This window comes from Candidatus Paracaedibacter acanthamoebae (assembly GCF_000742835.1).
Taxonomy (GTDB): Bacteria; Pseudomonadota; Alphaproteobacteria; order Paracaedibacterales; family Paracaedibacteraceae; genus Paracaedibacter; species Paracaedibacter acanthamoebae.
In genome coordinates, this window is record NZ_CP008941.1 from 378748 (window position 1) to 404265 (window position 25518).

The following is a 25518-nucleotide window of genomic DNA, read 5'->3' on the forward strand; positions in this document are numbered from 1 at the left end:
AAGATTTTAAAAATTAATTTTAAGCATATTTTTATGGTAATGAAAACGCGCGTTGCTTGCAACGCATATTGCGTACTCCTAGATCGCTCTGCTCTTATCCATAATTTATGGATTTATTTTTTATTTTCTTATCCTTTTAATCCATATACAATAATCTCATGATTGAGGTTAGGAGCTGACATATGAGTAAAATTGAAGAGAAGAAGAAAATCCTTCAGCAGAAAATCAACCGGCTAAAAGAAAAAGAGGCTAAAGTAAAACTGGAGGAACGAAAGCAACGAACACGCCGACTTATTGAGCTTGGCGGGTTGGTTGAAAAGGCTACATTATCTGATTTAACAGTAACCCAACTTTTTGGCGCTCTTCTAAAAATTAAGGATCAATCTAATGACATTGAAATTCTCGATCAATGGGCAAAGGACGGAGAGATCGCTTTTAATAAAAATAAAGGGATGATGGAAAATGAGAAGCCGATTACCCTTAAGTTCCCCTCAGAACCGGATGCGTCTGTTCGTAAAAAATTGAGATCATTTGGAATGCGATGGAATTCTGTTCGAAAAGAATGGGAAGGTATTGCTGATCCTGAGGTCATTAAAATGAATCTAGGTGATATTGAAATGCTTTTGCAGGAAATTGCCGCTGCCTAAACTGTTATTCACTACTTATCAAAAGATAAAAGATTTTTATAAAACATTGTTGCTGTACCTCATTATAAATCTTGTGGATATAATTGAGCATTTCCACATTTTTGTCCGTCAGGCATTCACCTGTAGTCAACAATACGGTAAGTGTAGGTGATAGCTTTAGCTGCTACCTAATAGTCTTACATGAATTTTTATGCCCCATACCATTTGGGCCTATCTTTCCTGTTAAGAATATCGAGCGCGGCAGCTGAAGTCACTGTTTGTATATCAGAAGTATTTTTCTTTGCTCAAATGGTGACAATTTGGAGACAATGTATTTTTAGACGTAGAAGAAAAAACCTTAAAACCCAATGATTCCTATGGTGCTGAAGACAGGAATCGAACCTGCGACCTACTGATTACGAATCAGTTGCTCTACCAACTGAGCTACTTCAGCAATACATAAAAGCTATCAAATTTGTGGCTTCTGTCAATAGGGATGTTTACAATCGAGCCCCCATAAAATTTATTACTTTTCTGTACTTTTCAGGCGCAGTCTGGTATTGTAACAAAAAATTGATAGTAAAAAAGAAAGAGTTATGGCCTCTACCTTAGAATCTTCCCTAGACCTTAAAGAGTTTGCCCTTAAAATCTTAGATGACAAAAAAGCTGAACAAGTTGTTACCATTGACTTAAAAGGTAAATCTTCTATTGCTGATTATTTGTTGATTGCAACAGGTAATTCGGGTCGTCAAGTGGGCGCCTTGGCCGAAAATTTACATCGTGAATTTAAAGGAATTGGCATTCAGTCGCGTGTTGAGGGAATCCCTCAATGTGATTGGGTTATTGTTGATGCGGGAGATATTATTGTTCACGTGTTCCGTCCCGAAGTTCGCAGTTTTTACAATTTAGAAAAAATGTGGGGCGTGGAAGTTCCTGTAGCAGCTGCAAAATTTGAATGAAGATTCGTCTAATTTGTGTGGGGATTTTGAAAAAATCACCAGAACTCAGCTTAATAGAAGAATACCTTAAACGAAGTCGATGGAAAATCGAGCTAAAAGAACTACCCAGCCGGTCAGATCTAACTGGTGATACCCTTAAACAGTTTGAAGCGGAACAAATTCAGTCCTTTATTCCTGAGGCCACACCCCTCATTGTCTTAGATGAACGTGGCAGCACACTCACTAGTCGTGACTTTGCAGAATTATTTCAAGATTTCCAGAATACTGGTCATTCTCAAGTTGCCATTTGTATTGGCGGTGCCGATGGCTTACATCAGTCCGTCCGGGATCGAGCCTCTAAAATTATTAGCTTCGGTAAATTGACTTGGCCCCATATGCTTGTCCGCGTGATGATTATGGAGCAGTTGTATCGGGCCCAACAAATCTTAGCCGGTCATCCTTATCATCGAGATTAAGATGAGGAATTCAATTCTTCATAAAAATGCCGTTTTTCTAGGCAAGCGGAGCATGACCCGGAATCTTGAGTTTATATGAAAATTTACTCATTCCGGACGTGATCCGGAATCCATTCCTCGATCTTAGTACAAGGAAGATTTAGAAAGATATAGCTGTGGTAAAACCACACTGTCCGGGAACTCAAGGTATAGTTTCCGGGTCGCCCTTCGGTTGCCCGGAAAGAGGAAGTTTTGTGAAGGAAGTATCAATAAAAAAAGGCCCATTCCCCGGGATTGACCCGGGGTCTCAAAATCATAGAGGCCATCGCTTCCCATCTCGAGTTCCCGGCTCTTCGGCTGGGAAAGGAATATAAGAATGTCCGCAACAGGAAGTATCAATAAAAAAGGCCCATTCCCCGGGCTTGACCCGGGGTCTCAAAATCATAGAGGCCATCGCTTTCCCTCTCGAGTTCCCGGCTCTTCGGCCGGGAAAGGAATATAAGAATGTCCGCAACAGGAAGTATCAATAAAAAAGGCCCATTCCCCGGGCTTGACCCGGGGTCTTGAAATCACAGAGGATATCGCTTGCCATCTCGAGATCCCGGCTCTTCGGCTAGGAAAATGTGACCTTATTCAACCTTAACAATACCGTGGCGTTTTTTACCAGCTGATAGCTTAATCATTCTCTCGCCATTCAAATCTTTGATGGTGATGAGTTGCAATGGATCACTGATACTCATATCATTGATCTTTGCCCCATTGCCTTGGATGAGACGTCGGGCTTCACCCTTTGAGGCAACCAGATTCAATTGGACAAAAAGGTCAAGAATCGGTACGCCCGCGTCAAGGGCAGTTGGTGAGATTTCGAGGCTGGGGAGGCTGGATAAATCTCCGGAGTTGCCGTGTTCAAAAAGCTGAGCAATTGCTTCATGGATGGGGGGTAAAGCTTCAGCACCATGGGCCAGAGCTGTTGCTGCATCAGCTAATACTTTTTTGGCATGATTAATTTCGGCTCCTTGGAGTTGTTCCAACTTTTCAATTTCATTTAAGTCGATTTCAGTGAATAGACGCAAATAACGACCCACATCAGCATCCTCGGTGTTGCGCCAGAATTGCCAGTAATCATAGGCTGGTAAACGATCTCCATTTAACCAAATCGCACCGCTAGCTGTTTTGCCCATTTTGGCGCCGCTTGATGTTGTAATTAGTGGCGAGGTAAGACCAAAAACTTCTTTTGCAATAACGCGACGTGTTAACTCAACGCCGTTAACAATGTTGCCCCATTGATCTGATCCTCCCATTTGGAGAGTGCATCCCAAACGTTGGTTTAGTTCAAGGAAATCATACGCCTGCAGAATCATGTAGTTAAATTCAAGCAAGCTGAGGCTTTGTTCCCTCTCTAACCGCAATTTGACGCTATCAAAAGTTAGCATACGGTTGACTGAAAAATGGCGCCCATAATCCCGCAAGAAGCTGATATAATTAAGATCTTTTAGCCAATCATCATTATTGACCATGATGGCATCATGGGGGCCGGTGCCAAAGGTCAGGAATTTTTTGAAAACTTTGCTGATACCCTCAATATTTGTTTGAATGGTCTCGTCTGTAACAAGGCTTCGGGCTTCGTCTTTACCGGACGGGTCACCAATTTTGGATGTGCCCCCCCCCATAAGAACTAAGGGGCGATGCCCGCATTTCTGCAGCCAACGTAACATCATAATTTGTACTAAACTCCCCACATGCAGGCTGTTAGCAGTAGCATCAAATCCAATATAGGCGGTCACTGTTTGGTTGGAAAAAAGCTCCTTGAGAGCCTCCATATCGGTTGCTTGATGAATGAAGCCGCGGGCATTGAGTATTTGTAAAAATTCTGATTTCATGATAATAGCGTTTATTGAATGGTCTTTTTTATTTCTAACATATAATCGGCAGGTTGCCAAATGGAACCAATCTGGGCTTTGGGATTAATGAGCGGTACCTCCTTAGATGGCATTGATGCAGCTCTTATTCTTACCGATGGGGAGCAAATCTATGAGTTTGGGGAAAGTCTATACGTGCCGTATGATGCTGATTTTCAGACTCAGCTTAGATCGCAGTTAGGGCAGCAATTTCCGGATCCTCAAATTGCCCGGCAATCAACTCAGCACCATGGCGAGGTGGTTAAGCAGCTGTTGAGCCAAACAAATAAACCCGTCAAGTTAATTGGGTATCATGGCCAATCAACCTTTCATGCGCCCCCTATAACTGTGCAGATGGGGGATGGTGAGATGTTGGCGCGTACTGTTGGTGTGCCGGTAGTTTATGATTTTCGCACGGCCGATTGTGCGGCGGGAGGGCAGGGGGCTCCCCTGGTGCCCATCTATCACCAAGTCCTGTTTCGCCATAAGAACCATCCTCTCGTGGTTGTTAATATTGGAGGAGTGGCAAACCTAACTTATAGTGATGGCGAGGTATTAATTGCAGGTGACACAGGACCGGGTAATGCTCTAATCAATGATGTGATGTTGCGCGATTTTGGTCAGGAGTTTGATAAGAATGGTCAGACTGCTCGTGTAGGTCGGATTAATCCGAATTTGCTGCAACAATGGTTGCAGGATCCATATTTCAGCAAACCGTTTCCCAAATCTTTAGACAGAGATCATTTTTCCAAATTTTTAAGAGAGGCTCAGGGGACAGAGGGTGTTGCAACCCTAACCGCATTGACCGTTCACTCGATTTTGATGGGGATTGATGTGCTCCCCAAATCTCCCCAAGAAATTTTAGTTTGTGGAGGGGGTGTCAAGAATAAAACTCTGATGGCGTTATTAGGAAAAAAGGCTGCGCCATTGCCTGATTCAGAGATGATAGAGGCGCAGGCTTTTGCGTTTTTAGCGGTGCGTGTCTTGCGGGGATTGCCCACATCTTTTCCAACCACAACAGGATGTCGAGTGCCTGTCTGCGGCGGGCGGTTGGTATATCCGGAGAGTTTTTCAACCCAGCGTTGAAGGGGGGGGAAGAGTTCTCTATAAACAATAAATTTATCCCCCCGGGCTTGATCCCCAATCAAGTTGAGATCAGGCCCGGGGTCGCGATATTACATGAGTCATCGCTTGCCATCTCGAGATCCCGGCTCTTCGGCCGGGAAAAGGGGGAGAATAAGAGCGGTTGGGAACGGATACCTCTTAAGAATACAGAATCTAGGCTCGCTAGCCAGCAGAAATACTGCTAACTATCGAAATTTTGCCCTAAGTATTTAATTAACATTGCATCAATTTTTCCAAAGTTTTCGTCCGTTGGATAAATCACTTTATAGCTATCTTGCATAAAATGCATGCGAAATGCATTGACCACATGGCGATCGAGCTCTGTCCACTCGTTTCCATCTGACATTTTATAACCAAGGGCCGTGAGGCGTTCTTTAACATAAGATTGTTGTTCACCAATTTCTGGTGAAGTAGGATTGCTGATTGGCCATACCCCTAATTTATAATTGATATAAAACCATTGCCATGGAAAAAGGGGACCTGGATCTGTTTTAATTTGAGTGGAGCTCCACGGCGCAATATCAGAATGTCCCCACACATTGCGTTTATCTATTTTATGACGCTCACAAATATCGAGCATGAGGTTGGCTCCTGTTTCCATCTGTGCATCAGTAAAGGGTATAAAATGGAACCAATCTTCCGCCTGGGCCCCATAGCCGGGAGCGTGAAATTCAATACCAATGCTGCAAGAATTTAATCCCTTTTCACAGCCGGGGAGTTTGTTAAACTCGCTCCAGCAGCTGACGCCTGCTTGCCAAGCTCGGTCATTTTCGTTAACAAACTGGATAACTGGAACTTTATGCGGATATTTTAAAGATATGTTTAGATTAAATAGATCGGAGAAGTGATCTATAAAAGTTTGAGCTGTTATTTGAGGGATGAGATAATGAGGAGCAGCTCCTAAACCACCTCGCTCAGTATCCTTATAGGCAAAACCTTTAAGTGTTTTATCCAGATCTAAACCCACACAATGAGCAACAATAAGTTGAATAGGCGTTTCGCCACGACTATTAAAGTTTTCAGACGGAATATTAATTATGTCATAAGCCATGGAAGTTGCCAGAGTAAAAGCAGTTGTAAGATAAGTGTAAATTATTTTTTTCATCAATGCATGCTCCTATTTAATTTAAAAACTTTATCTGACGATGGAGACAAGGGCAAAGATTGCAAATTGCCCTGGGAACAGCTAGATTATATACAATTATAATCTTAGCTAAGTCAAGGTGAACGAATGTTTCAATCTCTCTCTAAACGACTGACGGGCGTGCTCGACAAGCTGCGGGGACGCGGCGCCTTGACCGAGGCTGATGTGACGGCCGCTCTGCGAGAAGTGCGAATTGCCTTGCTTGAAGCCGATGTCGCCTTGCCTGTGGTTAAGCAATTTATTGAGGGAGTGCGTGAAAAAGCCATTGGGCAAGATGTGATCCAGAGCATTACGCCCGGTCAGATGGTTGTCAAGATCGTGAGTGACCATTTGATTGACATGTTAGGAGCGAAGGCCGAAGAAATTAATCTTGCTGTTAGTCCGCCGGCTGTTGTGTTGATGGTCGGTTTGCAGGGGTCAGGTAAAACAACATCTACCGGTAAACTTGCCAAGTACCTTAAAGAAAAGTTGAATAAGAAAGTGTTGATGGCCTCTCTGGACGTTTACCGCCCAGCGGCTCAACTTCAGCTTGAAACGCTGGGTAAACAACTGTCCGTGGAAACATTGCCGATTGTCGCCGGTGACCTGCCGATCAAGATTACTGAGCGGGCGTTAAAGGCAGCAAAGGAGCAGGGCATGGATGTGCTTCTCCTCGATACGGCTGGTCGTTTGCACATCGATCAAGAGTTGATGGACGAAGTTGTTGCTGTACGAAACATTTCAAACCCAATTGAAACTTTCCTGGTCGCTGATGCCATGACAGGACAAGATGCCGTTACCATAGCGCGCGAATTTAATGAAAAGGTTGGCGTCACGGGCATTATTCTAACCCGTTTAGATGGGGATGCACGGGGAGGCGCAGCACTCTCCATGCGTTCGGTGACGGGTTGCCCAATCAAGTTTATGGGTATGGGTGAAAAGTTGGATCAGCTTGAGCCCTTCCATCCAGAGCGCATTGCGAGCCGTATCCTCGATATGGGAGATATTGTTAGCTTGGTGGAACGGGCCTCTGAACTTGTGGATCAAGATGAGGCTGAGCGTCTAGCTAAGAAAATTCAAAAAGGATCCTTTGATTTAAATGACATGGAAAAACAGCTGGAAAGCATGTTAAAAATGGGCGGATTTGGCGGTATCATGACCATGCTTCCGGGCGTGGGGAAAATTAAAGATAAGATGGATGAAATGGGTGTGGACGATAGTATTATTAAGCGCCAGATTGCCATCATTCGGTCGATGACTAAAAAAGAACGCCGGGATCACAAAATCTTAAATGGTTCTCGCCGTAAACGTATCGCCGCTGGTTCTGGAACTCAAGTTCAAGACGTTAACCGTCTGGTTAAGCAGTTTGAACAAATGCAGGGCATGATGAAGCGTCTGGGTAAAATGGGCAAAACAGGTTTAATGCGAGGTGGATTAAAGGGCTTGTTTGGTCGTTAATTACTTAAATATAGCCTTTCCTGTAAAATGATTACTTTTCTGTCTACAGTTTTTAAAGCCTGAAATTGATTTAAAAATTCAAGCATAAAATTTAATCATTTTATAGAAGAGCGGCTATGGCGACAAGTTTTCTGTTGCAGTAATGTGCAGAATAATGTAAATCTAATTGCAATTATGTTATTTATATATAGAGATTAATAATGGCTTTAAAAATTCGTTTAGCTCGTGGTGGCGCAAAAAAGCGTCCTTTTTACAGAATCGTTGTTGCTGAAGCAACTGCCCCACGCGATGGTAAGTTTGTTGAAAAAATTGGTACATACAATCCCTTGCTAGAACAAGGCAATGCTGAGCGTATCGTGATCAATACCGAACGTGCACAACACTGGTTGTTCGTTGGGGCCCAACCCACAGATCGTGTTGTTGGTTTCTTTGCAAATGCTGGTTTGGTTAAAGCAGTTACTAAGACAGAACAAGTAAAAAAGAGCCAGCCGAAAGCAAAAGCTCAGCAACGGTTGAAAGAACAAGCTGAAGCTGCGGAAGCTGCTCGTCAAGCAGCCGCGGAAGCTGCTGCAGCTGAATAAGCCTGACCTTATCTAGCTATTCATTTAAAAGGCCCCGATGATTTTCGGGGTTTTTTTTAGCAAACATGTTATATAACATGGTGGACGTTCCTGCAAGGAAACCAGAGGCTGACGGGATCAAATGGACGTTTCTTTGCTGACCATTTTAATATCTAGTAGTAAAAAATATGACTAAAAACTCTCGAATTACAGATCTATCTTTGAAAAATCCTGTGTGCTTAGCTGAAATTACGTCTCCGCATGGGATTCGTGGCGCTGTTAAAGTTAAAACCTTTACAGAATATTCCGAGGATGTTTTTGATTATCCTACCTTACGGGATCAAGCCGGGCATCTTTATAAACTAAATTTGTTTGCACCAAAGCATAACGATTTGCTGGTTGTTACGATTGATGGTGTTTCGTCACGAGATGATGCCGAATCTTTGCGAGGGACAAAACTATATGTTGATCGTTCTGAATTACCAGAAACGGATGATAACGAATTTTATTATGAAGATTTAGTTGGTTTGAATGTAATAGACCAGTCAGGTGAGGATATAGGGACAGTTTTGGCTGTTCAAAATTATGGGGCGGGGGACTTTTTTGATATTAAGACACCTGAGAGCGAGATTTACACATTGCCCTTTACCCAGGAAGCTGTACCGCAAGTTGATATAAAAGCAAAAAAAATCATAATCAATAAGGAATACCTGCTAGGGGGTAAATAGTTAGGCCGTTTGGGTGAAATTGTCTCTCAGTGAGAGGGACACCAATCTTATTACTTTCAATGGCACCGTCAACGTAACAAAAGAGCAAAATAGGAATAAAGTAAAGAAAAAATAAACCTGGTATGATTCCATCATGTCTTTAAACAAAGCTCCCAAACGTCACCGCTTCCCGGTCTCGATAATCAGCCAAGCCGTATGGCTTTATTACCGTTTCAGTCATAGTTATAGAGATGTCCAGGAACAACTAGCCTTTCGAGGAATTACCCTGAGTCATGAGACAGTCAGGAAATGGTGCACTAAATTCGCTCTTCATTTTATAGATGTCATAAAGAAGCGTGAGAGAAAACCGAGTGATAAATGGCATCTTGATGAAATGGCTCTTAAGATTAATCTCTTAAGATTAATGGAGAGTTGTTTGTCTTATGGAGGGCTCTGTTGCAAAAATTTTTACTGTGCAATAATGTTTTATAAGTAAGACGTAATTTAAAGCTTTTCTTATAAACTAACGCGCAAAATTTCAAATTTAATTTTAAAAACTTGAAGCAAAATTACTTTCCCAAAATTTTTGCAACAGAGTCCCTCCAAATATATCAAAATCCTCTAAAGTTTTCAATTCATGCACCAAGCTGATCACCAAAAAGCCATCCTTTTAATTCATGAGTTAACTTTTCTACCCCTTTCTGATCATCGACATTGCCTGTTTTTCTGGATTAAAGCAGCTCTTCCCGTTTAACTAGATAATAGGCAAATTGAGAAAGTTTTCTCCGATTATTATTTTTATTGTAAAGTTGACGACACATGTCAATAAAAGATTGAATATGGTTAAAAGTTTCTATACCTTCTAATTTTTGTAGATCAGGTTTGTTTTTCTCTCTAGCATCCCACCATTTATTTGATAGAATTTCTGCATTATTTGTTGTTATATCTTCTGATTTAATCAATTCAAAGCCACTACTTTTGAAAAGGTCCTCCTGTAGTTTAAGAGGAGTAAAAAAGTATTCACCAAAGCTAGCACGTTGCATAATCTCATTATTAGTAATAATTCCAGATATTATGCAGGGATCTGTGTAAATTAGTTTAGCATTGAGCTTTAATATTCTATTCCACTCTTTAAGAATACTAAGCCTCTCATTATAATTAAAATAAACAATTGCTTCTATACAAACAACTGCATCAAAATAAGAACTAGAAAAAGGCAGACTATTTTTCAAATCTCCCTCTAAAAATTCAACATTTAAGCAACTTTTTTTGGTTGAATCATTTGCTGAATTTATCGCATGAATACTAATATCTACGCCATATGCTTTACAGTTAGTCTTTCTTGCAAAATACATTGTGGATTCACCAACTCCACAACAAGCATCTAAAATGGACATCTCTGAAGTTAGATTAAACCAATCATTAAACTTGATAAGTTCTTGCATGCTAAGTAAACTTGCAAGATTTATACTATCTTTACCCCAAGTTTCATTTTTAATTTTTTCATAAACAGGGCTAAGGTGATGTTCGCAAAATGTATTTAGCAGGTTTATTTGTGCCATTTATTTATTACCTTTCAGGTCAGATAGTTTCAGATTAACTTTATGATGACGATTTTTCATTGTTATTTCTCTCTTTTAGCCCTATTTCATAGTCTTCTGCGTGATTAATCCTTAATCTCAGGATCGTTTAATTCTCCCCAACAATCTTAAGTTATTGCTTAGAAAGCATTAAACCTAAATGAATGTTTTTTCGCATTTGTATTGGAAAGTAATTTTCTAACCAGATTCTGGGATTTAGTACTATGTGATACGCTTTTTTGCAATATCAGTAAAATTAAGTCATTGTTTATCCTACAACATTATTTTTTAAAATTTTTCCATGAGGCAAAGCCGCTTCTTTTGCCGTTACTTCCTTTTTTGCTTTTAAATAGTGGCCCCTTCTTCTGGAAGTAGATTAATTAATTTTCTTAGTCTCTTCTTAGACATATCAGGAAGCTTTAAAATGATTTGGTTTATAGTATTTAACAGAGGTTGGCGAGGATCTCCTGCTTTCAATAATTTTAATAGGACTTCATCAACAGCCCAAAAAGAGGTGGAGAATACAGCAATTATGGCAGATGTAAGTTCAACCTTTGGCCAAACTTCATTTATATTTAGGAATGTAAGAGCAATCTCTGCCGATGGTCCAGCACTACAAACTGCTAATGCTCCTGATATTACAGCTGCTGCTAGTCGTTTCCAAAAAAACCTATTTTTTTTCTCAGTATTCACAGTAGTGTTAGACATTTTTTCTGATTTAGGTTTAAAGTAAGATTTAATATAATTAAAGCCTGACGAAAATACGCCAGATATAGCATCATAAAATTTAAGTGTGCTGTTCCATGTAGCTAAAGTAGTCAAACCAGAAGCGGTTATAGTCCCTATAATTGCAAGGCCGGTTATCAAAACTTCCTTATCTTCCAGACCAACTAATTGCAAGAGGGGGACAAAAGAATCTAGAGCTACAGGATACACTATCCACTGGCCGTAACCACCTACTATTCCCCCAGCAATTCCTATAAGAGTTTTTATGAGTGAGTCTTTTTTTACTTGAATTTGTTCTGTAAAAAAAGACTCTGGATGTGAACACACTTTAAATCTTTCTAGAGGATCAACCTGCTCTTTAAATATTTTCGCTAGCTGTTCCGCCTGAAAATAATTTAGAGAAGATATGTATAAGCGTGCTTCTTGGAGAACATTTTTTATGCGCATTGCATAAGCTTGTCTACTATGTAGGTTAGAGCGTGCAAATCGCCTGTCTATGGAGGGTTTTATGGTATCGTATATATTCTTAGATAATGTAGTTATTGAATAATAATCTATTAAAGTCCGTACATAAAATGTTGGTATGCCTGGTACAAGCCACCCCCACCCAATATAAGGAAACAAATCATCATAGGTTAAATAAGTAAGTGAAGAAGCAGACAGAATACCTGCAACTATGACTGGCGTCTTTAGGTTACATTCTAAAAAATAATTTTTCCAAGTTATCTTTCTTTCAATTAATTTTTCCTCTTGAGACTTTTTATAAAATAATTTATTGATCAAACTTGATGATAATTCCGTTCCCAGAAAAACCATAGGTATGTAATTAGTCATACCATACAAAGAAGATAAGACGATTTTTCCAGCTTGGGAAATAGCCGTTATTTGCAAAAAACGTTCAGCAAAATTATAGCCAAGAATAAAGAACATAACGCTACTCGCTCCCCCACTAAAGACTTCTATCGCAAATAAAGACCGATCAAAGAATTTATTAGCGGAGGGTGGTTGAGAGTTAAATTTGGCAAATTGATTTTTATCAAGCCATTTCAAAACAGCATCATCAATATCTTTTTGATTAATTGATAAATAAAGATGTGAAGTAACCTCTAGAAGAGGTTGATACATCTGGCTATCATCCTCTATATTTTCATCTTTTATGGAACTTAAGGATACTTGCTCGGGCTGCTGGATGCTGCTGTATTCTTCTTCATCTTCATTTTCAGAATTAATCTGGCGTTCCATTCCAAAAACGGCGTCAGAACCACAAATTATAAAAAAGGATGCTAGAATAATAAAATGCTTAGTGTTAATAAGCAATTTCTTGCTACTTCTTAATGAAGATAAATACATTTTGAGTTTTCCCCTTTGTTGATTAGTCTGCAAATAGCACTACTCCTAACTTCCTTGGTTCATCCCACTAAAATAAGGAAAGGTATAATTATAAGAACTTATGAGTTTATTTTCCCCTTTATCACCAAGGATCCATCCCTCCTCACCTGGCAGCATGCTATAAACTACTCTGTAACGATTTGCACACATCAAAGATGAGGATATCTTTCCTGATTGCGGCACAATTGGAGAATAGGGTTATCTACTTTACCCTTTCTGGGCCACTATCATGTGTTTTTCGCCGGAAGAGTATATGGTTTGATAATTTTTAAATCCAATATCTTTTAACCAACCTATATATTCAGAAGCTGTTCTATGGGTACCATGCATTTCAAGCAACATTGTTAGATTTAACATAGCCGTAAGATATGGCCCCGTTTTATCTTTATTAAAAAATTTCTCTAAGATAATAATTAAGCCATTAGGAGGCAAATTTTCATAAACTTTTTTAATAAGGGCCAGGCATAGTTCTTGCGGCCAATCAGATAAAACATAGCCTATTGAGTAAGCATCAGCTTTAGGTAAAGTATCTTTAAATATATCTCCGGCATGAAAGCATGCACGATTAGAAACATTGTAAGCTTGAAATGCCTCTTCAGCATAGGGCTCAACCAAAGGGTAATCCATGACCTCAGCGACTAGATGAGGGTTTTCTTGAAGAGCAGCTATTGCGAAAGAGCCTGTTGCTCCACCCACGTCGACTAATTTAGTATAACCTTTCAAAGAATATTTTTTACATAAATCCATTGAGTCCTCATAACCGGAGGCCCACATAGTTGCTAAAAAATCTTGCGTCGCTGTTTCATCGGAGTAGATAGAGGATGTATAAACGGAGTTAAAAGCGTCATCAATTTCTCTATTTTGTTCTATTTTCCCCCATTGTGGCTTGTTTTCTTGTATTGCAGCGACCAAATGGTCAAATACTTTATAAGTTGACTTCCAATAATGACTAAATCTTGCCCCACAGTAGTATTTGCTTTTCCTTATTAAAAATGGCAGGAACTCAGTTGCTACCTTATATTTATCCTTATTTTTTTCTAATAAGTTTAAGCTAGTGGCACAAATTAACAGACGATCTAATGAAGATGCTGGCAAGTCGAGATCTTTACTAATTTTGTCAATTGTCGAAGGGCCATTCTCCTCTAAATAATCAAATATTCCTATTTCATTACAAACAAAGAGTACTTGGCTTTCAATAAAACCAAACATCATTCTTTCAAGGGTAGAAGGGAGTTTCATAGGTTCATTCTCCTAAGGTTATAGCTTGGGGAGTAATAGTAGCATTATATCTGCTTACCTTATTGGCTAGACCAGGTAACATTTGATACTGTTTTCCAGACAGATTCTACCCTATCATTTCGTATCCCATAAATCTCTCGGTGCAAAAAACCCATGGCATCGGTATAACCCGGTATAAGAACTATCTTATCGCCACGGTTGACTTGGACATCGCCTTTTACCATTTCAGGTAGCTGGGCAGATCCTTCTTGATCCACACCTTCAAATTTGGTGTGTTCCGCACTTAAGCCTATCACTCGAAGATCACTACGATCCCGGGGCTGAGGCAAGCCTCCGAAGGGATGCCAGCCAACAGCTTTAAACCCCGCATTACCCATTGCTCTACTCTTATCATGGGGAACGCTAATAATCTGGGTAAGAATTAAAGCACCCATTTTATGGCCATGATCTTTCAGATGCGCTTTATTATAATAAAGTAGATCACCTATCGCACCTCCGCCTGCCTGAATTTCTGTAATTACTCCCTCTTCCAGAGAATCAATGTAATTACAGCTTCCTCCCGCACTCACTATCTTTACTTTTATACCTTCTTGTTCAATCAGGGTTTTAGCTTTTGCTAAGATTCCATGAGCCTTTTTAGTTTCCAGAGTTTTTTCTTCTGGGGATAGGATGGGCGTGTGGCCTTCATAACCAGTAATACCAGCAAAAATAATTGCCTTCGTCGTTGTTTCAATTTCCTTAGCCTGGCGGGCAAGCTTTACTGCTTCAGGAATCGTTACGCCACATCTATTATGGTTGATATTTAATTCAATCAACACCTCAATAGGAGTGGTGATTTCCCACTGCTGTATGACGGCTGCTAAATCTTGTAAATATTCTTCATTATCGACTGCTACGCGTAGACGCTTCACCCTCTTGGCAAGCAACGATAATCTTTCTAATTCTTCTTTTGACCCTACTATATTAGCTAAGTATATATCCTGAATTCCTGCGGCAGCGAATGCCTCGGCTTCAGCAAGTGTAAGCAATACTACGCCATTTGCTCCCTTCTGAATCATGTATTTAGCTAGCTCTGGACATTTATGGCCTTTTGCTGGGGCACGCCATTCCATGCCTTTACCTAATATGCGTGAGCGCATAAGGTTAATGTTATGATCAACAACATCTAAATCTATCATAAAGGCAGGGGTGGGGAGTTCATTAATATGCTGGCCAACAAGGGGGTGAGGTTCATACTCTTGTTGAGTCTTAATAACCTTTCCTTTTTCTTTAGATTGGCTCCAAGAAGTTAACTCAATCCACATCCCCCACGGTGAGACCAGGAAGGTGGACGTACAAACTTCACCTCTCAAAGGAAAATGCATTGGTGGGTCTTGAATAAAGCGCGTCCCTTGCCATTTAGGAATAACAGTGGATTTAATATGAGAAACCACTCTATCCATATCTTTAACAGTGAAAGAGATATAACTATTACCGAGATCACTGAATTTATGCCATCCTCCCTCTCCTTGAGGTTGGTACTGATCAGGGGAAGACCATTGAAAAAGCTCAATATATTGAGTTAAGACATTATCGCCACACTTTAACATAATAACATGAGGCATATAAGCATCTGGATGGACTCCAAAGATTTCTGACCAACCCCGCTCCCCGGCAGTTGGGATGGGGTCTCGCTTAACCTCCCAATCAAACTCTGCATCGAATACTTCCATTAAAAAGCTAGCTGCTTCTTGGGCATTTGGGACAACAATGCCAATATGATCTAATCCCATGTTAGTTGGAATCCCTGTTCCTGGAGTGGCTGGGGAAGGAATATTATGTGTATGATTAATTTTATTCATAGTTGCTTTCCTTTTCATAATAGATATCAATGTGTTCGCTTTTAGGGTTAAGAATGGGCGGGCTTTGAATGCTTAAAAAGAGGGTGCGTGTTTGGGTATGAAAGCCATGAACCACGCCTGCAGGAATAACAATGCGTTTGTTAGCATTATACTCAATATTCTTCTCGCCCAGCATAAACGTACCTGAACCAAGTATAATATAGATAACTGCGCTGCTATTCTTATGATAATGAGGTCGGTATTCTGCTTGGGGTTGTAGCTCCACAAGCTCTAGATTTTCTAGGGTCTCCTGACCCATTCCTGCAGAAGCAAGCAAATTAGCGTCTGAGGCAGAAGAAAATATACCCAGTTGATATAAGTCAAAGATTTCTTCTTTTCCATCCGTATTTTTGCTTGTTACTCGCCGATAAGGAATGGCCTTAAGGATATGATATCTGGGAATATTCTCATTGCTTTTAAAGCAACTTTTTAACTTAATTGAAGTTTGTATAAAGAGATTACATAAATTAGAAGTATGTTTCATTTGCAGCCTTATTCCCTTGTTTATGCTACTTTATTTAATTTCTGCTCATCCGCTTCAACCAAGCTATAGGCTAGGTAACAGCATGCATCATAGATGTTCAGTTTATGGAGAGAAGTTAGGTTATTTGCCATAGTTAGAAAATTAACAATTCTATCAGCAACTTGTTGCTTAATGAAATCATTCCATTGGGTAAGAGGATCTTGATATTTTAATGCCTCCATAAATAAAATGGCACTGCCTGAGTTAGAAAGCCATTCGGGCAAGACAGTCACATTGTTTTTAAAAGCTTCAGTAATAAGATTTTTTTCCCTAAATACATCGTTGGCGCCTGATATGATAAAAGGACTACTTAAGGAAGAATTAGCCAAAGTATTTGAAATTAAAGCCTTTAAAACTTTTTCCGTTATGGTATAACGCGTAGCACAAGGACAAAATATATCTCCTTGTACCTGGCTAAGAAACTGCAATAGAAACTCTTCAGAAGATTCTCCTAGCTTACGTTTAGTGAAATGAAGAGCCTGCGGTGAGGCCAGTAAATAAGTATCAAGATCTAAAGATAGTAAGGGGTCTATGTCAATGCCTTCAGGATTATAAATATACCAATCCCGTTCACAAATACCCACAATATCATAAGCCGATTGCGCCCAATAGCAGAAAGCTCTAGCTACTTTACCGAGCCCTTGAATGATAAGCTTGGGTTTAGTGTTTTTTACCTTTACGCCTGTTTCTATGGTTTTAAAGAGGCTATAGCCTGTTATAGTTTGCTCTACAGTAAAAAAATCATTCTCAGGAAAGTAGAGGCACTGGTTAAATTTATCGATATCGACCTTAATTCCTTCAGTTTTCTCCACCATGTTAGCTAGACAGATAAAGGGAGATTTTATATCTGCTACTTCCTTTAAATGGACGGTGATATCTTTGGTAGTTGTATTAAGATCGCCTCCTGTGCACCATTCATTTTTTATGATTTCACTGTTGTCATATAAGAAGCGTTTTAATACAGATATAGCCGCAGGATGGGCAGGATCAAATTTTATCCCTCCTTTTCCTCCGCCAAAGATCGAATGCTGTAAGGAATTTTTTAAGCTCATCGTGTAGGCAAGATCTTTGACCTCTTGCAAACAGGCAGATTCATGCATAAACAAACCGCCTCCTGCAACCCCGTTAACCACATTATGGATAACAATCCAGCCAATAGCCCCTGTGTTTTCTTTATCTTGCCAGGTGATAATTTTATGTGCTTTATTGATTATAGGATTCCGCATATGACATGTTCTCCTTTTTATCTATTACATTTTTAAGAGTAACTTAGATAAAAATCATAAGTATAAAAAACGAATTTAGGTTAATATATGTGAACTTATGGACAGCAATAGACTGCGATACTTTCTTGTCGTTGCAGAGATAGAAAATATTAGGAAGGCGGCAGAAGCGCTGCATATCACTCCTAGCGCGCTTTCTAAAGCACTCAAGCAACTAGAGTATGAAACAGGAACTACCTTACTGGTTCCTGCTGGACGAGGGATTTCTATCACTGAAAGCGGTCGAGAACTAGCTAGGCGAGCCCGTCCTCTTATGGAAGATTGGGAGAAGCTAAGACATGAGCTTAGGGAAAAAAAGAATAGTAATGCCCTAACCGCTAAACCTCTTCGCATCGGTTCTTTCGAAATATTTTCTACTTATTTTTTGCGATGCTTAATAGATTCTTTATCAAAAATAAATGAACTTATACTTTACGAACTGACTCCTAGCGAAATAGAAAGAAGCCTTTTAGAGTATGAAATTGATTATGGGATTACGAATCTCCCTATTCCTATGGCAGGTATTTTACATCAGCGAATAGGTTTTTACGAACTAAGGATCTATGGACGCGAAGATGTATTTGGTAAAGTCCCTTTTTCAGCTCTTCCCTTTGCAGCACCAATTACTCCTATTTTAAACTCTCCAAGTGATATAAAAACATTGGATGGCTGGCCGGATGATCAGGCAGACCGCTGCATAAAATATAAGGTAGACATGTTGGAGTCTGCGCTTGAGCTATGTCGACAAGGGAAGGCCGTAGCCTATTTACCATCTTTTATGGTTAAACTGCATAATAATACGGTAAAACCTTCCTATAATCTTCAAGCACTACCTTTCCCGAAAGAGATGCTACCTAAAAGACAAGCTATATACCTTACTAAAAGAAAATCTGATCCTTCTGATAAAACCTCTGCAGGAATCGCGCAGGCAATAGCCTCTTTATTTTAACTTCAGAGCCCCTCAAAAGCATTTCATAGTGATAAATTGGCTGTGTTTCTTGACAAAATATCTTGCAGTTTTATGGTTAATTTGCTACCTATAAATCATAGTGCGGTCGTGGCGGAATTGGTAGACGCGCAGCGTTGAGGTCGCTGTGGGGGAGACCCCGTGGAAGTTCGAGTCTTCTCGACCGCACCATATCTCAGAGAAATATAATTCCTAACTCTATGCGCTAAACCCACCATCGGCAAGAAGGCCTGTTCCTGTAATATAGGCGGCTTCAGGGCTCGCTAGAAAAGCAACTAAACTTGCAATCTCTTCCCCTTTACCATATCGCCCCACAGCAACAGTGCTCGCCAGCATTTTGCCTTGCTCACTATTGGCAGGATTCATATCGGTATCGATAGGACCAGGACGGACATTATTGATTGTAATGCCTCGTGGTCCCAACTCGCGCGCTAAACCACGTGTTAAACCATCGACAGCTGCTTTAGTCATTGTATAGGAGGGCACCAGGGAAAGCGGAGTAGCTACTCATACAGCTACCAATATTAATAATACGACCACCTTTTTTCATATGTTTAAGGGCCTCTTGCGTGGCAACAAAAATTGCTTTTATATTGACGCTTACCATACGATCAAAATCCTCAAGTGTATATCCTTCTATTGCGCCATTAACTGCGATCCCAGCATTGTTCACCAGGATATCATTTAATGGTTTGGTTAATGGCAGCGATGATTTCTGTTGTATTGCCACTATCAGCCTTAATGGCGATCGCTTTCCCGCCTATTGCTTTTATTTCAGCAACCACTTGCTCTGCTTTAGCGGGCGAGGTGGCATAAGTGATCGTAATGGATGCGCCGTCTTTGGCGAGTTTTTTGGCGATAGCGGCTCCCATGCCACGGGATGCTCCTGTAATAAGCGCTATTTTATTTTGAAGTTTACTCGTCATAAAGGTCTCCGTTATGGTGGGGATATAAAAAACCATATCTATAATGGTAGTCAATAATGAGGCAGGGTCAACTAAGGTGAAACTTCCCTATGAGACCATGTATTTTTTAGACAGGAGTCAATGATGGACAAAATAAGATGTGTTTGGGTACCGTTGGACAAACCCGATTACCAAGCTTATCATGATGAAGAATGGGGGGTTCCTGTCCATGATGATCAACACCATTTTGAAATGTTGATTTTAGAGGGGGCTCAAGCCGGTCTTAGCTGGTATACAATTCTTAAACGCAGAGAAGGATATCGCCAAGCATTTGCTAATTTTGATCCTGTAAAGGTTGCCAATATGACCGATGCAGAGTTAGAGAGTATTCTGGTAAACGGTAATATTATTCGCAATCGTTTAAAGGTTTTTGCAACGCGTAAGAATGCTCAGGTTTTTCTTACTATTCAAAAGGAATTTGGTTCATTCGATCGCTATATTTGGGCTTTTGTGGGGGGTAAGCCCGTGGTTAATCGGCCTGCCTCTATGAAAGATGTGCGTGCTAGTACCCCAGAATCTGATGCTTTATCCAAGGATTTGAAAAAGCGTGGGATGAGTTTTGTGGGGTCGACCATTATATATGCTTATATGCAGGCCATTGGTATGGTGGATGATCACCTGATTGGATGCTTTAAAGAAAGAAAGGGCGCTGCTCCTAGGATGACGCAGGGTGTCGATATTATGTGAGTGATGGTTTGTCATGTCGAGTTCCCGGCTCTTTGGCCGGGAAGGAAGACTCTTTTTCCGGGCAACCGAAGGGCGACCCGCAATCTCGAATTTACCTCAGTCCTCTCTTGTCATCTCGAGATCCTGGCTTTTCGGCCCGGAAAAGAGGGGTGGGTGATAAGAGCGGCCGCGAAAAAAGGCATGACTTCAACCAAAAATCCTAAATTACCGCAAGAGTTTTACGAACCACATCCAGTAAAGAGGAGCCTGGGGTAAATAGTGCCGTCACTCCCGCATCTAACAGATATTGATGGTCTTGCGGAGGTAAAATTCCCCCGCAAATGACTTTAATATCATCGGCGCCTGCTTTTTTAAGCTCCTCAATTAATGATGGGATTAAAGTTTTATGACCTGCCGCCAAAGATGAAATCCCGACCACATGGACGTCGTTCTCAATGGCTTGTTTGGCTGCTTCGCCAGGCGTGAGAAAGAGTGGAGCAAGATCCACATCAAAGCCAGCATCCGCAAAGGCAGTGGCAATAATTTTAATGCCGCGATCATGTCCATCCTGACCCAATTTTGTCAAAAGAATTCGCGGTTGACGGCCATTTTCTGTTGCAAATTGTTTGATTTGATCTTTTAATTCTTTAAAATTTGGATCATCAGTCATGGCGCGTTGCCAAACTCCAGTCAGGGTTTTTACAGGGGCTTGATAACGCCCAAATACGTCTTCCAAGGCGAGAGAAATTTCGCCTAACGTGGCCCGAGCTCGGGCGGCCTTAATGGCAGCCTCTAACAGATTTGCCTTTCCTTTGGCGGCCTCTTGCAGCTCCATCAAACATTTGTCAACGACTGTTTGATCTCTTTGCTTTTTTATGGTTGCCAGGTTTTCTAATTGTTGGCCTCGGACGGCATCTGTATCGATTTCCAAGATTTCAACAGTAGGTTGAGAATCGCTTTGATATTTATTGACACCAACAATAATGTCTTCTTGATTATCTAACCGGATTTGCCGTTCAGCCGCGGCTTCTTCAATCCGACGTTTGGGGATGCCTAATTGGATTGCCTTTGTCATACCACCAAGTTCCTCAATTTCAGCCATATACGCGCGGGCTTTATCAATTAAAGCTTGGGTTAGAGATTCGACGTAATAGCTGCCTCCTAACGGATCGACAACTTTGCTAATATTTGTTTCTTCTGCAATAATTAATTGAGTGTGACGCGCTACACGGGAACTTTGCTGAGTCGGCAATCCCAAGGCTTCATCATAAGAGTTTGTATGAAGAGATTGAGTTCCGCCGAAGACAGCCGCCATAGCTTCAATGGTCGTGCGGATCACATTATTAAGCGGATCTTGGTAGGTAAGGCTGACGCCAGACGTTTGGCAATGGGTTCGTAACATTAAGCTTTGGGGATTTGTTGGATTAAATTGTCCCATCAACTCATACCACAGCGTTCGAGCAGCCCTCAGCTTTGCGACTTCGCTAAAAAAATCCATCCCTATCCCAAAGAAAAAAGATAATCGGGGGGCAAACTCATCTATTTCTAACCCCATCTTTAAGGCGGCCCGTACATACTCCAAACCATCTGCCAAGGTATAGGCTAGTTCCTGTGCTGGGGTGGCGCCTGCTTCATGCATGTGGTAGCCAGAAATTGAAATGGGATTAAAGCGGGGGATAGTCTTAGCGCAATAGGCGATAATGTCACCGACGATGCGCATGCTAAAGTTAGGTGGATAAATGAAAGTATTGCGTACCAAAAATTCTTTTAAGATATCATTTTGTAGGGTACCTGACAGTTTGTCTTGAGAAACGCCTTGTTCTTCGGCAGCGACAATATAAAAGGCCATAATCGGGATAACGGCGCCATTCATTGTCATGGAAACACTCATTTTATCCAGGGGGATTCCATCAAATAGGCGCTTTATATCCTCAACGGTATCAATGGCGACGCCAGCTTTACCCACATCGCCGGCTACGCGGCGGTGATCAGAATCGTACCCTCGATGGGTGGCCAGATCAAACGCAACCGATAAAGCTGTTTGACCGTCCCTTAAACATTCATGATAAAAAGCGTTCGTGGCTTCAGCTGAAGAAAAGCCGGCATACTGCCGAATAGTCCAAGGACGATTGGTGTACATGGTTGCTCGAACGCCGCGCGTATAAGGGGGAATGCCTGGGAAAGAAGTTTCACTGCTGGGTGTGGTTGTATAAAGTGGACTTAAAGAAATACCGTCCGTGGTTTGCCAATCAAGAGATCCAACGGATGTGTTCTTTAACTCTTTCTCGGCAAGGCTTTTCCACTGATTTTCCATGATTTCTCTGCTATCAGATTCTTTTAAAAATTATATCGCAGTAAATCTTAACAAAAAACATCTAAAATCTTATAATTTCCCTCAGGCATTTTTAGGTCTTTGATTTTGTTTGCTTTCACCCATTGATAGCCAGGCTGTCCTTCTTTTAACTTAATCTCGCCCGTCCATTTTTTACAGGAAAACAAAAGAATCGTCACATGGGCATGAGGATAGAGATGGGTGGCAAAGCGAAGGGGGGTTAGATCACCAACATTGATTATAAGGTCAATTTCTTCAAAAATCTCGCGGCAGAGGGCTTGTTCGGGTGTTTCATTTGGTTCAATTTTCCCGCCTGGAAATTCCCAATAAAAGGGATAATAAGTTGTTTCGGGACGTTGTACAATTAAAATTTCGCCGCCATCATTTTCTAAAGCCAGGGCGACCACGGTTAGATGTTTCATGTTAAGTCCTATTTAATTTATCTTTAGCAATCACCATCTAGACTCAAGGAAGGGATCCGTGTCAAGGCCGGACTATCTCGAAAGTGACGCAGGTTCTCATTTCAAGCCGATAAAAATTCTTTGACAGTTTTAATAATAATTTCTTCAAGAGTTTCATGTTTTGATGTTTGCTGGGACTGAGTGATGGCTTCTTCCATTTCCTTGGATCGGCTCACCATAAGTTGGAGCATTTGATGTAAAGCGTCTGGGTAAAGTTTTAGGATGGGCTCTAATTCTGTTTTGGAATACCTGTAAAGTAAAACATTTGTTTTAGCAATAACATCGGCAGTTCTTGATTTACCCAAAAGGAATCCCTGTTCACCAAAGTAATCGCCACTATAAAGGAGTCTTGATTGTTGATCAGTGAGAAGAATTTCAACGGTCCCTTCGCCTATAATATAGAGTGCTCTGTCTTTGTCTCCTTTATGGATAATGGGGGTTGCTGCAGGCACAAAAGTGGGGCGGGAGAGGGCTATAATTTTCTGTAGTTGGTGGTCAGAAAATCCTTGGAATAAATTGGATCGTTGTAGGTGTTGTTGCTGCTCAGAGAACTCTTTTTCGACCAACGGCTGATTGCCTCGGACAATTCCATACTCACCCAATCCTTCGGATATTCTTAAGTCATAAGCGTGAAGCTCTTGCCGCAACGCATCAATAATGCTGTGACGAGTTTGCCAACGCTGTTCCTGATTTGCAAGGCCATAACGGACAAAGTAATTGACGCCGCCTGCATCCAGGGTGCGAGCAAGAACTTCAGCATAGAACTGACGCGCTGTGCTGTGGCGATGCAAAGCGGTTTCCACAATACGTTGTACGCGATGGGATGGAATATCATGATTAATAGAAATCTGAAACTCATCAACAGCCCAGGCCCTACCTTGGCCAAAGTTTTGAATGGCAGTCGCGAGGACGCGACCGTTATTAATAATGATTTTAGTGTTGGTGAGCGTCAAGAGTTCGGTGTGGCGCCATCCAATGTCGGTGATTTTTCCTTCTATAGCGTCGTCGAGCTTAATCCAGTCTCCAATTTTATAAAGTCTATCTAAATCAATAATAATAGACGCAGCTACATCTCCGACGAGACCTTGAAGTGCAATGGCAAGGCCAGCTGTAATAAGGCCGCTGGCCGTAATAATAGCATTAACGTCAAGGCCAAGGGTTCCTACTGTAATAACAAATACTAAGGTAAAGACAATTAATATATTCACAATGACAATAAAAAGATGGGAAATTTTGAGTTTAAAATTTTCACGAATGCCAGGCCAAATAAAACGATTGAGCAGTCTTAAGAGGATCCATGTCGAAAACATCAACAGCAGAATCTCTGTGCCCTTTTTGAACCAAACCACTTGGTTTGGATTAGGAATTAAATATAAGATAGCCGCCACAATGGTGGTTATTGTGCTGATAAATAAGGACAGATAAATGATGCGCTTCATTTACTTAAAGTCTCTTTAGGGTTAAAGGGCGAAAAGTCACACAAATTCTATCAATAAATATATCATTACGGCGTTAAAAAATGGTTATGATGGATCACTTAACCACCGGTTTTATAATAGTGGCCATGATAGTTGATATTTACTTGCCATACATCCGCTCGATAAGGCAGCGTAACCGATATAATGTGGGGCACAAGTCCTTCTACACTCAAAAGACTTGTTTCGAGATTTTTAGTCTGCATGTCGCAGCTTAAACTGGTCCCTCTACTGATACAATTTGTTAACCGCGGCTGACTATAGGCGGTCGGAATATTAGCGCGCAGTGTTACGGTGGTACTCTCAATGGTTTGGGCTACACTTAATTTTTCAAACTGCGTTGACTGGCTGAAGGTTATCAATCCCAAATAGGCAAGTATAATTTTTTGTGTGGCTTGTGCCTTCATTGATACTTCCCACTTTCTGGCTTATTTATATGCTTACAGTGTTAGGCAAAAGCTGTTAAAATGAAGTTAAAAAAGAGTTATCAAAGGTTTAAATATGTGGTCTTCGTACCACGGAATGAAAAGATTCTTTATTTTTTTAGTCGAATTTGTTTTGTTTTTAAAACAGGGAGTGCTATTACTTATAGCCATCAATAACTTAATTAACTGACAGCCCCTGCCATGTCGAATTTAGATGAAATCGATTTACAAATACTTAGTGATCTTCAAAAAGATGGTCGTTTGACCAATGTTGAGCTAGCTCGAAGGGCTGGAATCTCTGCACCACCTTGTTTGCGGCGTGTCCGTGGATTAGAGGAAGCGGGCGTTATCCGAGGTTATCATGCCGATGTAAGTCCTTCTATTTTAGGGTTCGGGGTTGCTGTTTTTGCTCAGGTCGGCCTTCATAGCCAAAATGAGAGTGATTTGCGAGCTTTTGAAGCCAGAATTGCCGATTGGCCACTTGTCAGAGAATGCCATATGGTTGCGGGGGATGCCGATTTTCTGTTAAAAATCGTCGCCCGTAATTGGGATGAATATCAACGATTCTTGTCCAATGAATTAACCTCTACGCCGAACGTCAGAAATGTAAAGAGCAAATTGGTCGTTCGAACTTCTAAACACCTTCCTGGCGTTCCGGTCGAAGAAGTAAATTTGTAAATTTTTGAAGCCCTTATTGAACGCTTTATTATATAATTTTTGAAATTCTGAATTTTTCGT

The 25518-nt window shown here is 40.9% G+C and carries 22 protein-coding genes, 2 tRNA genes and 2 pseudogenes; 12 read left to right on the top strand and 14 right to left on the bottom strand.

Going from position 1 to position 25518, the window contains the following annotated elements:
- Nucleotides 1-182 precede the first annotated feature (182 nt).
- Nucleotides 183-647, top strand: a complete 465-nt coding sequence (gene traD / locus ID47_RS01515) for a conjugal transfer protein TraD (protein ID WP_038463068.1) — start codon at nucleotides 183-185, stop codon at nucleotides 645-647.
- Between the two features lie 357 nt (nucleotides 648-1004).
- Here traD and ID47_RS01520 read toward each other — a convergent pair.
- A tRNA-Thr gene (locus ID47_RS01520) sits at nucleotides 1005-1080 on the bottom strand.
- A gap of 142 nt (nucleotides 1081-1222) precedes the next feature.
- On the opposite strand from ID47_RS01520, the gene rsfS reads away from it, so the two are divergent.
- Nucleotides 1223-1585 (top strand): ribosome silencing factor, encoded by a 363-nt coding sequence (gene rsfS, locus ID47_RS01525; protein ID WP_038463070.1) that lies wholly within the window; start codon nucleotides 1223-1225, stop codon nucleotides 1583-1585.
- Complete coding sequence (rlmH, locus tag ID47_RS01530; RefSeq protein WP_038463072.1) at nucleotides 1582-2040, top strand: 23S rRNA (pseudouridine(1915)-N(3))-methyltransferase RlmH; 459 nt, start codon at nucleotides 1582-1584, stop codon at nucleotides 2038-2040. The genes rsfS and rlmH overlap by 4 nt, the downstream gene beginning before the upstream one ends.
- 608 nt (nucleotides 2041-2648) lie before the next feature.
- Here the strand turns inward: rlmH and tyrS are convergent.
- Nucleotides 2649-3899, bottom strand: coding sequence for a tyrosine--tRNA ligase (tyrS, locus tag ID47_RS01535; protein WP_038463074.1), 1251 nt, complete (start codon nucleotides 3897-3899; stop codon nucleotides 2649-2651).
- A 60-nt stretch (nucleotides 3900-3959) separates the two neighbouring features.
- Between tyrS and ID47_RS01540 the strand changes: the two genes are divergently transcribed.
- Entirely contained in the window at nucleotides 3960-5003 is a 1044-nt protein-coding gene (locus ID47_RS01540; RefSeq protein ID WP_038463077.1) for an anhydro-N-acetylmuramic acid kinase, read from the top strand.
- 220 nt (nucleotides 5004-5223) lie between these two features.
- Here ID47_RS01540 and ID47_RS11545 read toward each other — a convergent pair whose 3' ends face one another.
- Nucleotides 5224-6147 (bottom strand): N-acetylmuramoyl-L-alanine amidase, encoded by a 924-nt coding sequence (locus ID47_RS11545; protein WP_051908400.1) that lies wholly within the window; start codon nucleotides 6145-6147, stop codon nucleotides 5224-5226.
- A 126-nt stretch (nucleotides 6148-6273) separates the two neighbouring features.
- Here ID47_RS11545 and ffh point away from each other — a divergent pair, with 126 nt between their 5' ends.
- The 4 genes and pseudogenes from ffh to ID47_RS13810 all read left to right on the top strand — a co-directional run.
- Nucleotides 6274-7623, top strand: coding sequence for a signal recognition particle protein (ffh, locus tag ID47_RS01550; RefSeq protein WP_038463080.1), 1350 nt, complete (start codon nucleotides 6274-6276; stop codon nucleotides 7621-7623).
- 200 nt (nucleotides 7624-7823) lie between these two features.
- A complete protein-coding gene (gene rpsP, locus ID47_RS01555) occupies nucleotides 7824-8204 on the top strand; it encodes a 30S ribosomal protein S16 (RefSeq protein WP_038463082.1) in 381 nt (126 codons plus the stop codon).
- Between the two features lie 167 nt (nucleotides 8205-8371).
- Nucleotides 8372-8911 (top strand): ribosome maturation factor RimM, encoded by a 540-nt coding sequence (gene rimM / locus ID47_RS01560; RefSeq protein WP_051908402.1) that lies wholly within the window; start codon nucleotides 8372-8374, stop codon nucleotides 8909-8911.
- Between the two features lie 133 nt (nucleotides 8912-9044).
- Nucleotides 9045-9346: pseudogene (locus ID47_RS13810) on the top strand (IS6 family transposase); the annotation flags it as partial.
- Nucleotides 9347-9621: 275 nt separating this feature from the next.
- Here the strand turns inward: ID47_RS13810 and ID47_RS01570 are convergent.
- The 6 genes from ID47_RS01570 to ID47_RS01595 form a co-directional block, all read right to left on the bottom strand.
- Nucleotides 9622-10452, bottom strand: a complete 831-nt coding sequence (locus ID47_RS01570; RefSeq protein ID WP_038463084.1) for a class I SAM-dependent methyltransferase — start codon at nucleotides 10450-10452, stop codon at nucleotides 9622-9624.
- Nucleotides 10453-10815: 363 nt separating this feature from the next.
- A complete protein-coding gene (locus ID47_RS01575; RefSeq protein ID WP_038463086.1) occupies nucleotides 10816-12546 on the bottom strand; it encodes a hypothetical protein in 1731 nt (576 codons plus the stop codon).
- A 246-nt stretch (nucleotides 12547-12792) separates the two neighbouring features.
- Entirely contained in the window at nucleotides 12793-13824 is a 1032-nt protein-coding gene (locus tag ID47_RS11550) for a methyltransferase (RefSeq protein WP_051908406.1), read from the bottom strand.
- 59 nt (nucleotides 13825-13883) lie between these two features.
- A complete protein-coding gene (locus tag ID47_RS01585) occupies nucleotides 13884-15665 on the bottom strand; it encodes an alanine racemase (protein ID WP_038463089.1) in 1782 nt (593 codons plus the stop codon).
- Entirely contained in the window at nucleotides 15658-16188 is a 531-nt protein-coding gene (locus tag ID47_RS01590) for a cupin domain-containing protein (protein WP_038463091.1), read from the bottom strand. Before ID47_RS01590 ends, ID47_RS01585 begins: the two co-directional genes overlap by 8 nt.
- Before the next feature lie 20 nt (nucleotides 16189-16208).
- Nucleotides 16209-17453 (bottom strand): Glu/Leu/Phe/Val dehydrogenase dimerization domain-containing protein, encoded by a 1245-nt coding sequence (locus ID47_RS01595; protein WP_038463093.1) that lies wholly within the window; start codon nucleotides 17451-17453, stop codon nucleotides 16209-16211.
- Between the two features lie 97 nt (nucleotides 17454-17550).
- Here ID47_RS01595 and ID47_RS11555 point away from each other — a divergent pair, with 97 nt between their 5' ends.
- On the top strand, nucleotides 17551-18438 hold the full coding sequence (locus ID47_RS11555) for a LysR family transcriptional regulator (RefSeq protein WP_051908409.1): 888 nt from the start codon (nucleotides 17551-17553) through the stop codon (nucleotides 18436-18438).
- Nucleotides 18439-18540: 102 nt separating this feature from the next.
- Nucleotides 18541-18627: transfer RNA gene (locus ID47_RS01605), tRNA-Leu, on the top strand.
- A gap of 27 nt (nucleotides 18628-18654) precedes the next feature.
- Here ID47_RS01605 and ID47_RS13815 read toward each other — a convergent pair.
- A pseudogene (locus tag ID47_RS13815) lies at nucleotides 18655-19382 on the bottom strand (3-oxoacyl-ACP reductase family protein).
- Nucleotides 19383-19505: 123 nt separating this feature from the next.
- Between ID47_RS13815 and ID47_RS01615 the strand changes: the two are divergent.
- Nucleotides 19506-20108, top strand: a complete 603-nt coding sequence (locus ID47_RS01615; protein WP_156956759.1) for a DNA-3-methyladenine glycosylase I — start codon at nucleotides 19506-19508, stop codon at nucleotides 20106-20108.
- A 199-nt stretch (nucleotides 20109-20307) separates the two neighbouring features.
- On the opposite strand, the gene scpA is transcribed toward ID47_RS01615, so the two are convergent.
- From scpA to ID47_RS01640, 4 genes are all read right to left on the bottom strand, one after another.
- On the bottom strand, nucleotides 20308-22401 hold the full coding sequence (gene scpA / locus ID47_RS01625) for a methylmalonyl-CoA mutase (RefSeq protein ID WP_038463099.1): 2094 nt from the start codon (nucleotides 22399-22401) through the stop codon (nucleotides 20308-20310).
- A 47-nt stretch (nucleotides 22402-22448) separates the two neighbouring features.
- Nucleotides 22449-22841, bottom strand: a complete 393-nt coding sequence (locus ID47_RS01630) for a (deoxy)nucleoside triphosphate pyrophosphohydrolase (RefSeq protein WP_038463101.1) — start codon at nucleotides 22839-22841, stop codon at nucleotides 22449-22451.
- Nucleotides 22842-22942: 101 nt separating this feature from the next.
- A complete protein-coding gene (locus tag ID47_RS01635) occupies nucleotides 22943-24319 on the bottom strand; it encodes a mechanosensitive ion channel family protein (RefSeq protein ID WP_038463103.1) in 1377 nt (458 codons plus the stop codon).
- Nucleotides 24320-24417: 98 nt separating this feature from the next.
- Nucleotides 24418-24762, bottom strand: a complete 345-nt coding sequence (locus tag ID47_RS01640; protein WP_038463106.1) for a hypothetical protein — start codon at nucleotides 24760-24762, stop codon at nucleotides 24418-24420.
- Between the two features lie 219 nt (nucleotides 24763-24981).
- Between ID47_RS01640 and ID47_RS01645 the strand changes: the two genes are divergently transcribed.
- Nucleotides 24982-25458 (top strand): Lrp/AsnC family transcriptional regulator, encoded by a 477-nt coding sequence (locus tag ID47_RS01645; protein ID WP_038463108.1) that lies wholly within the window; start codon nucleotides 24982-24984, stop codon nucleotides 25456-25458.
- Nucleotides 25459-25518 lie beyond the last annotated feature (60 nt).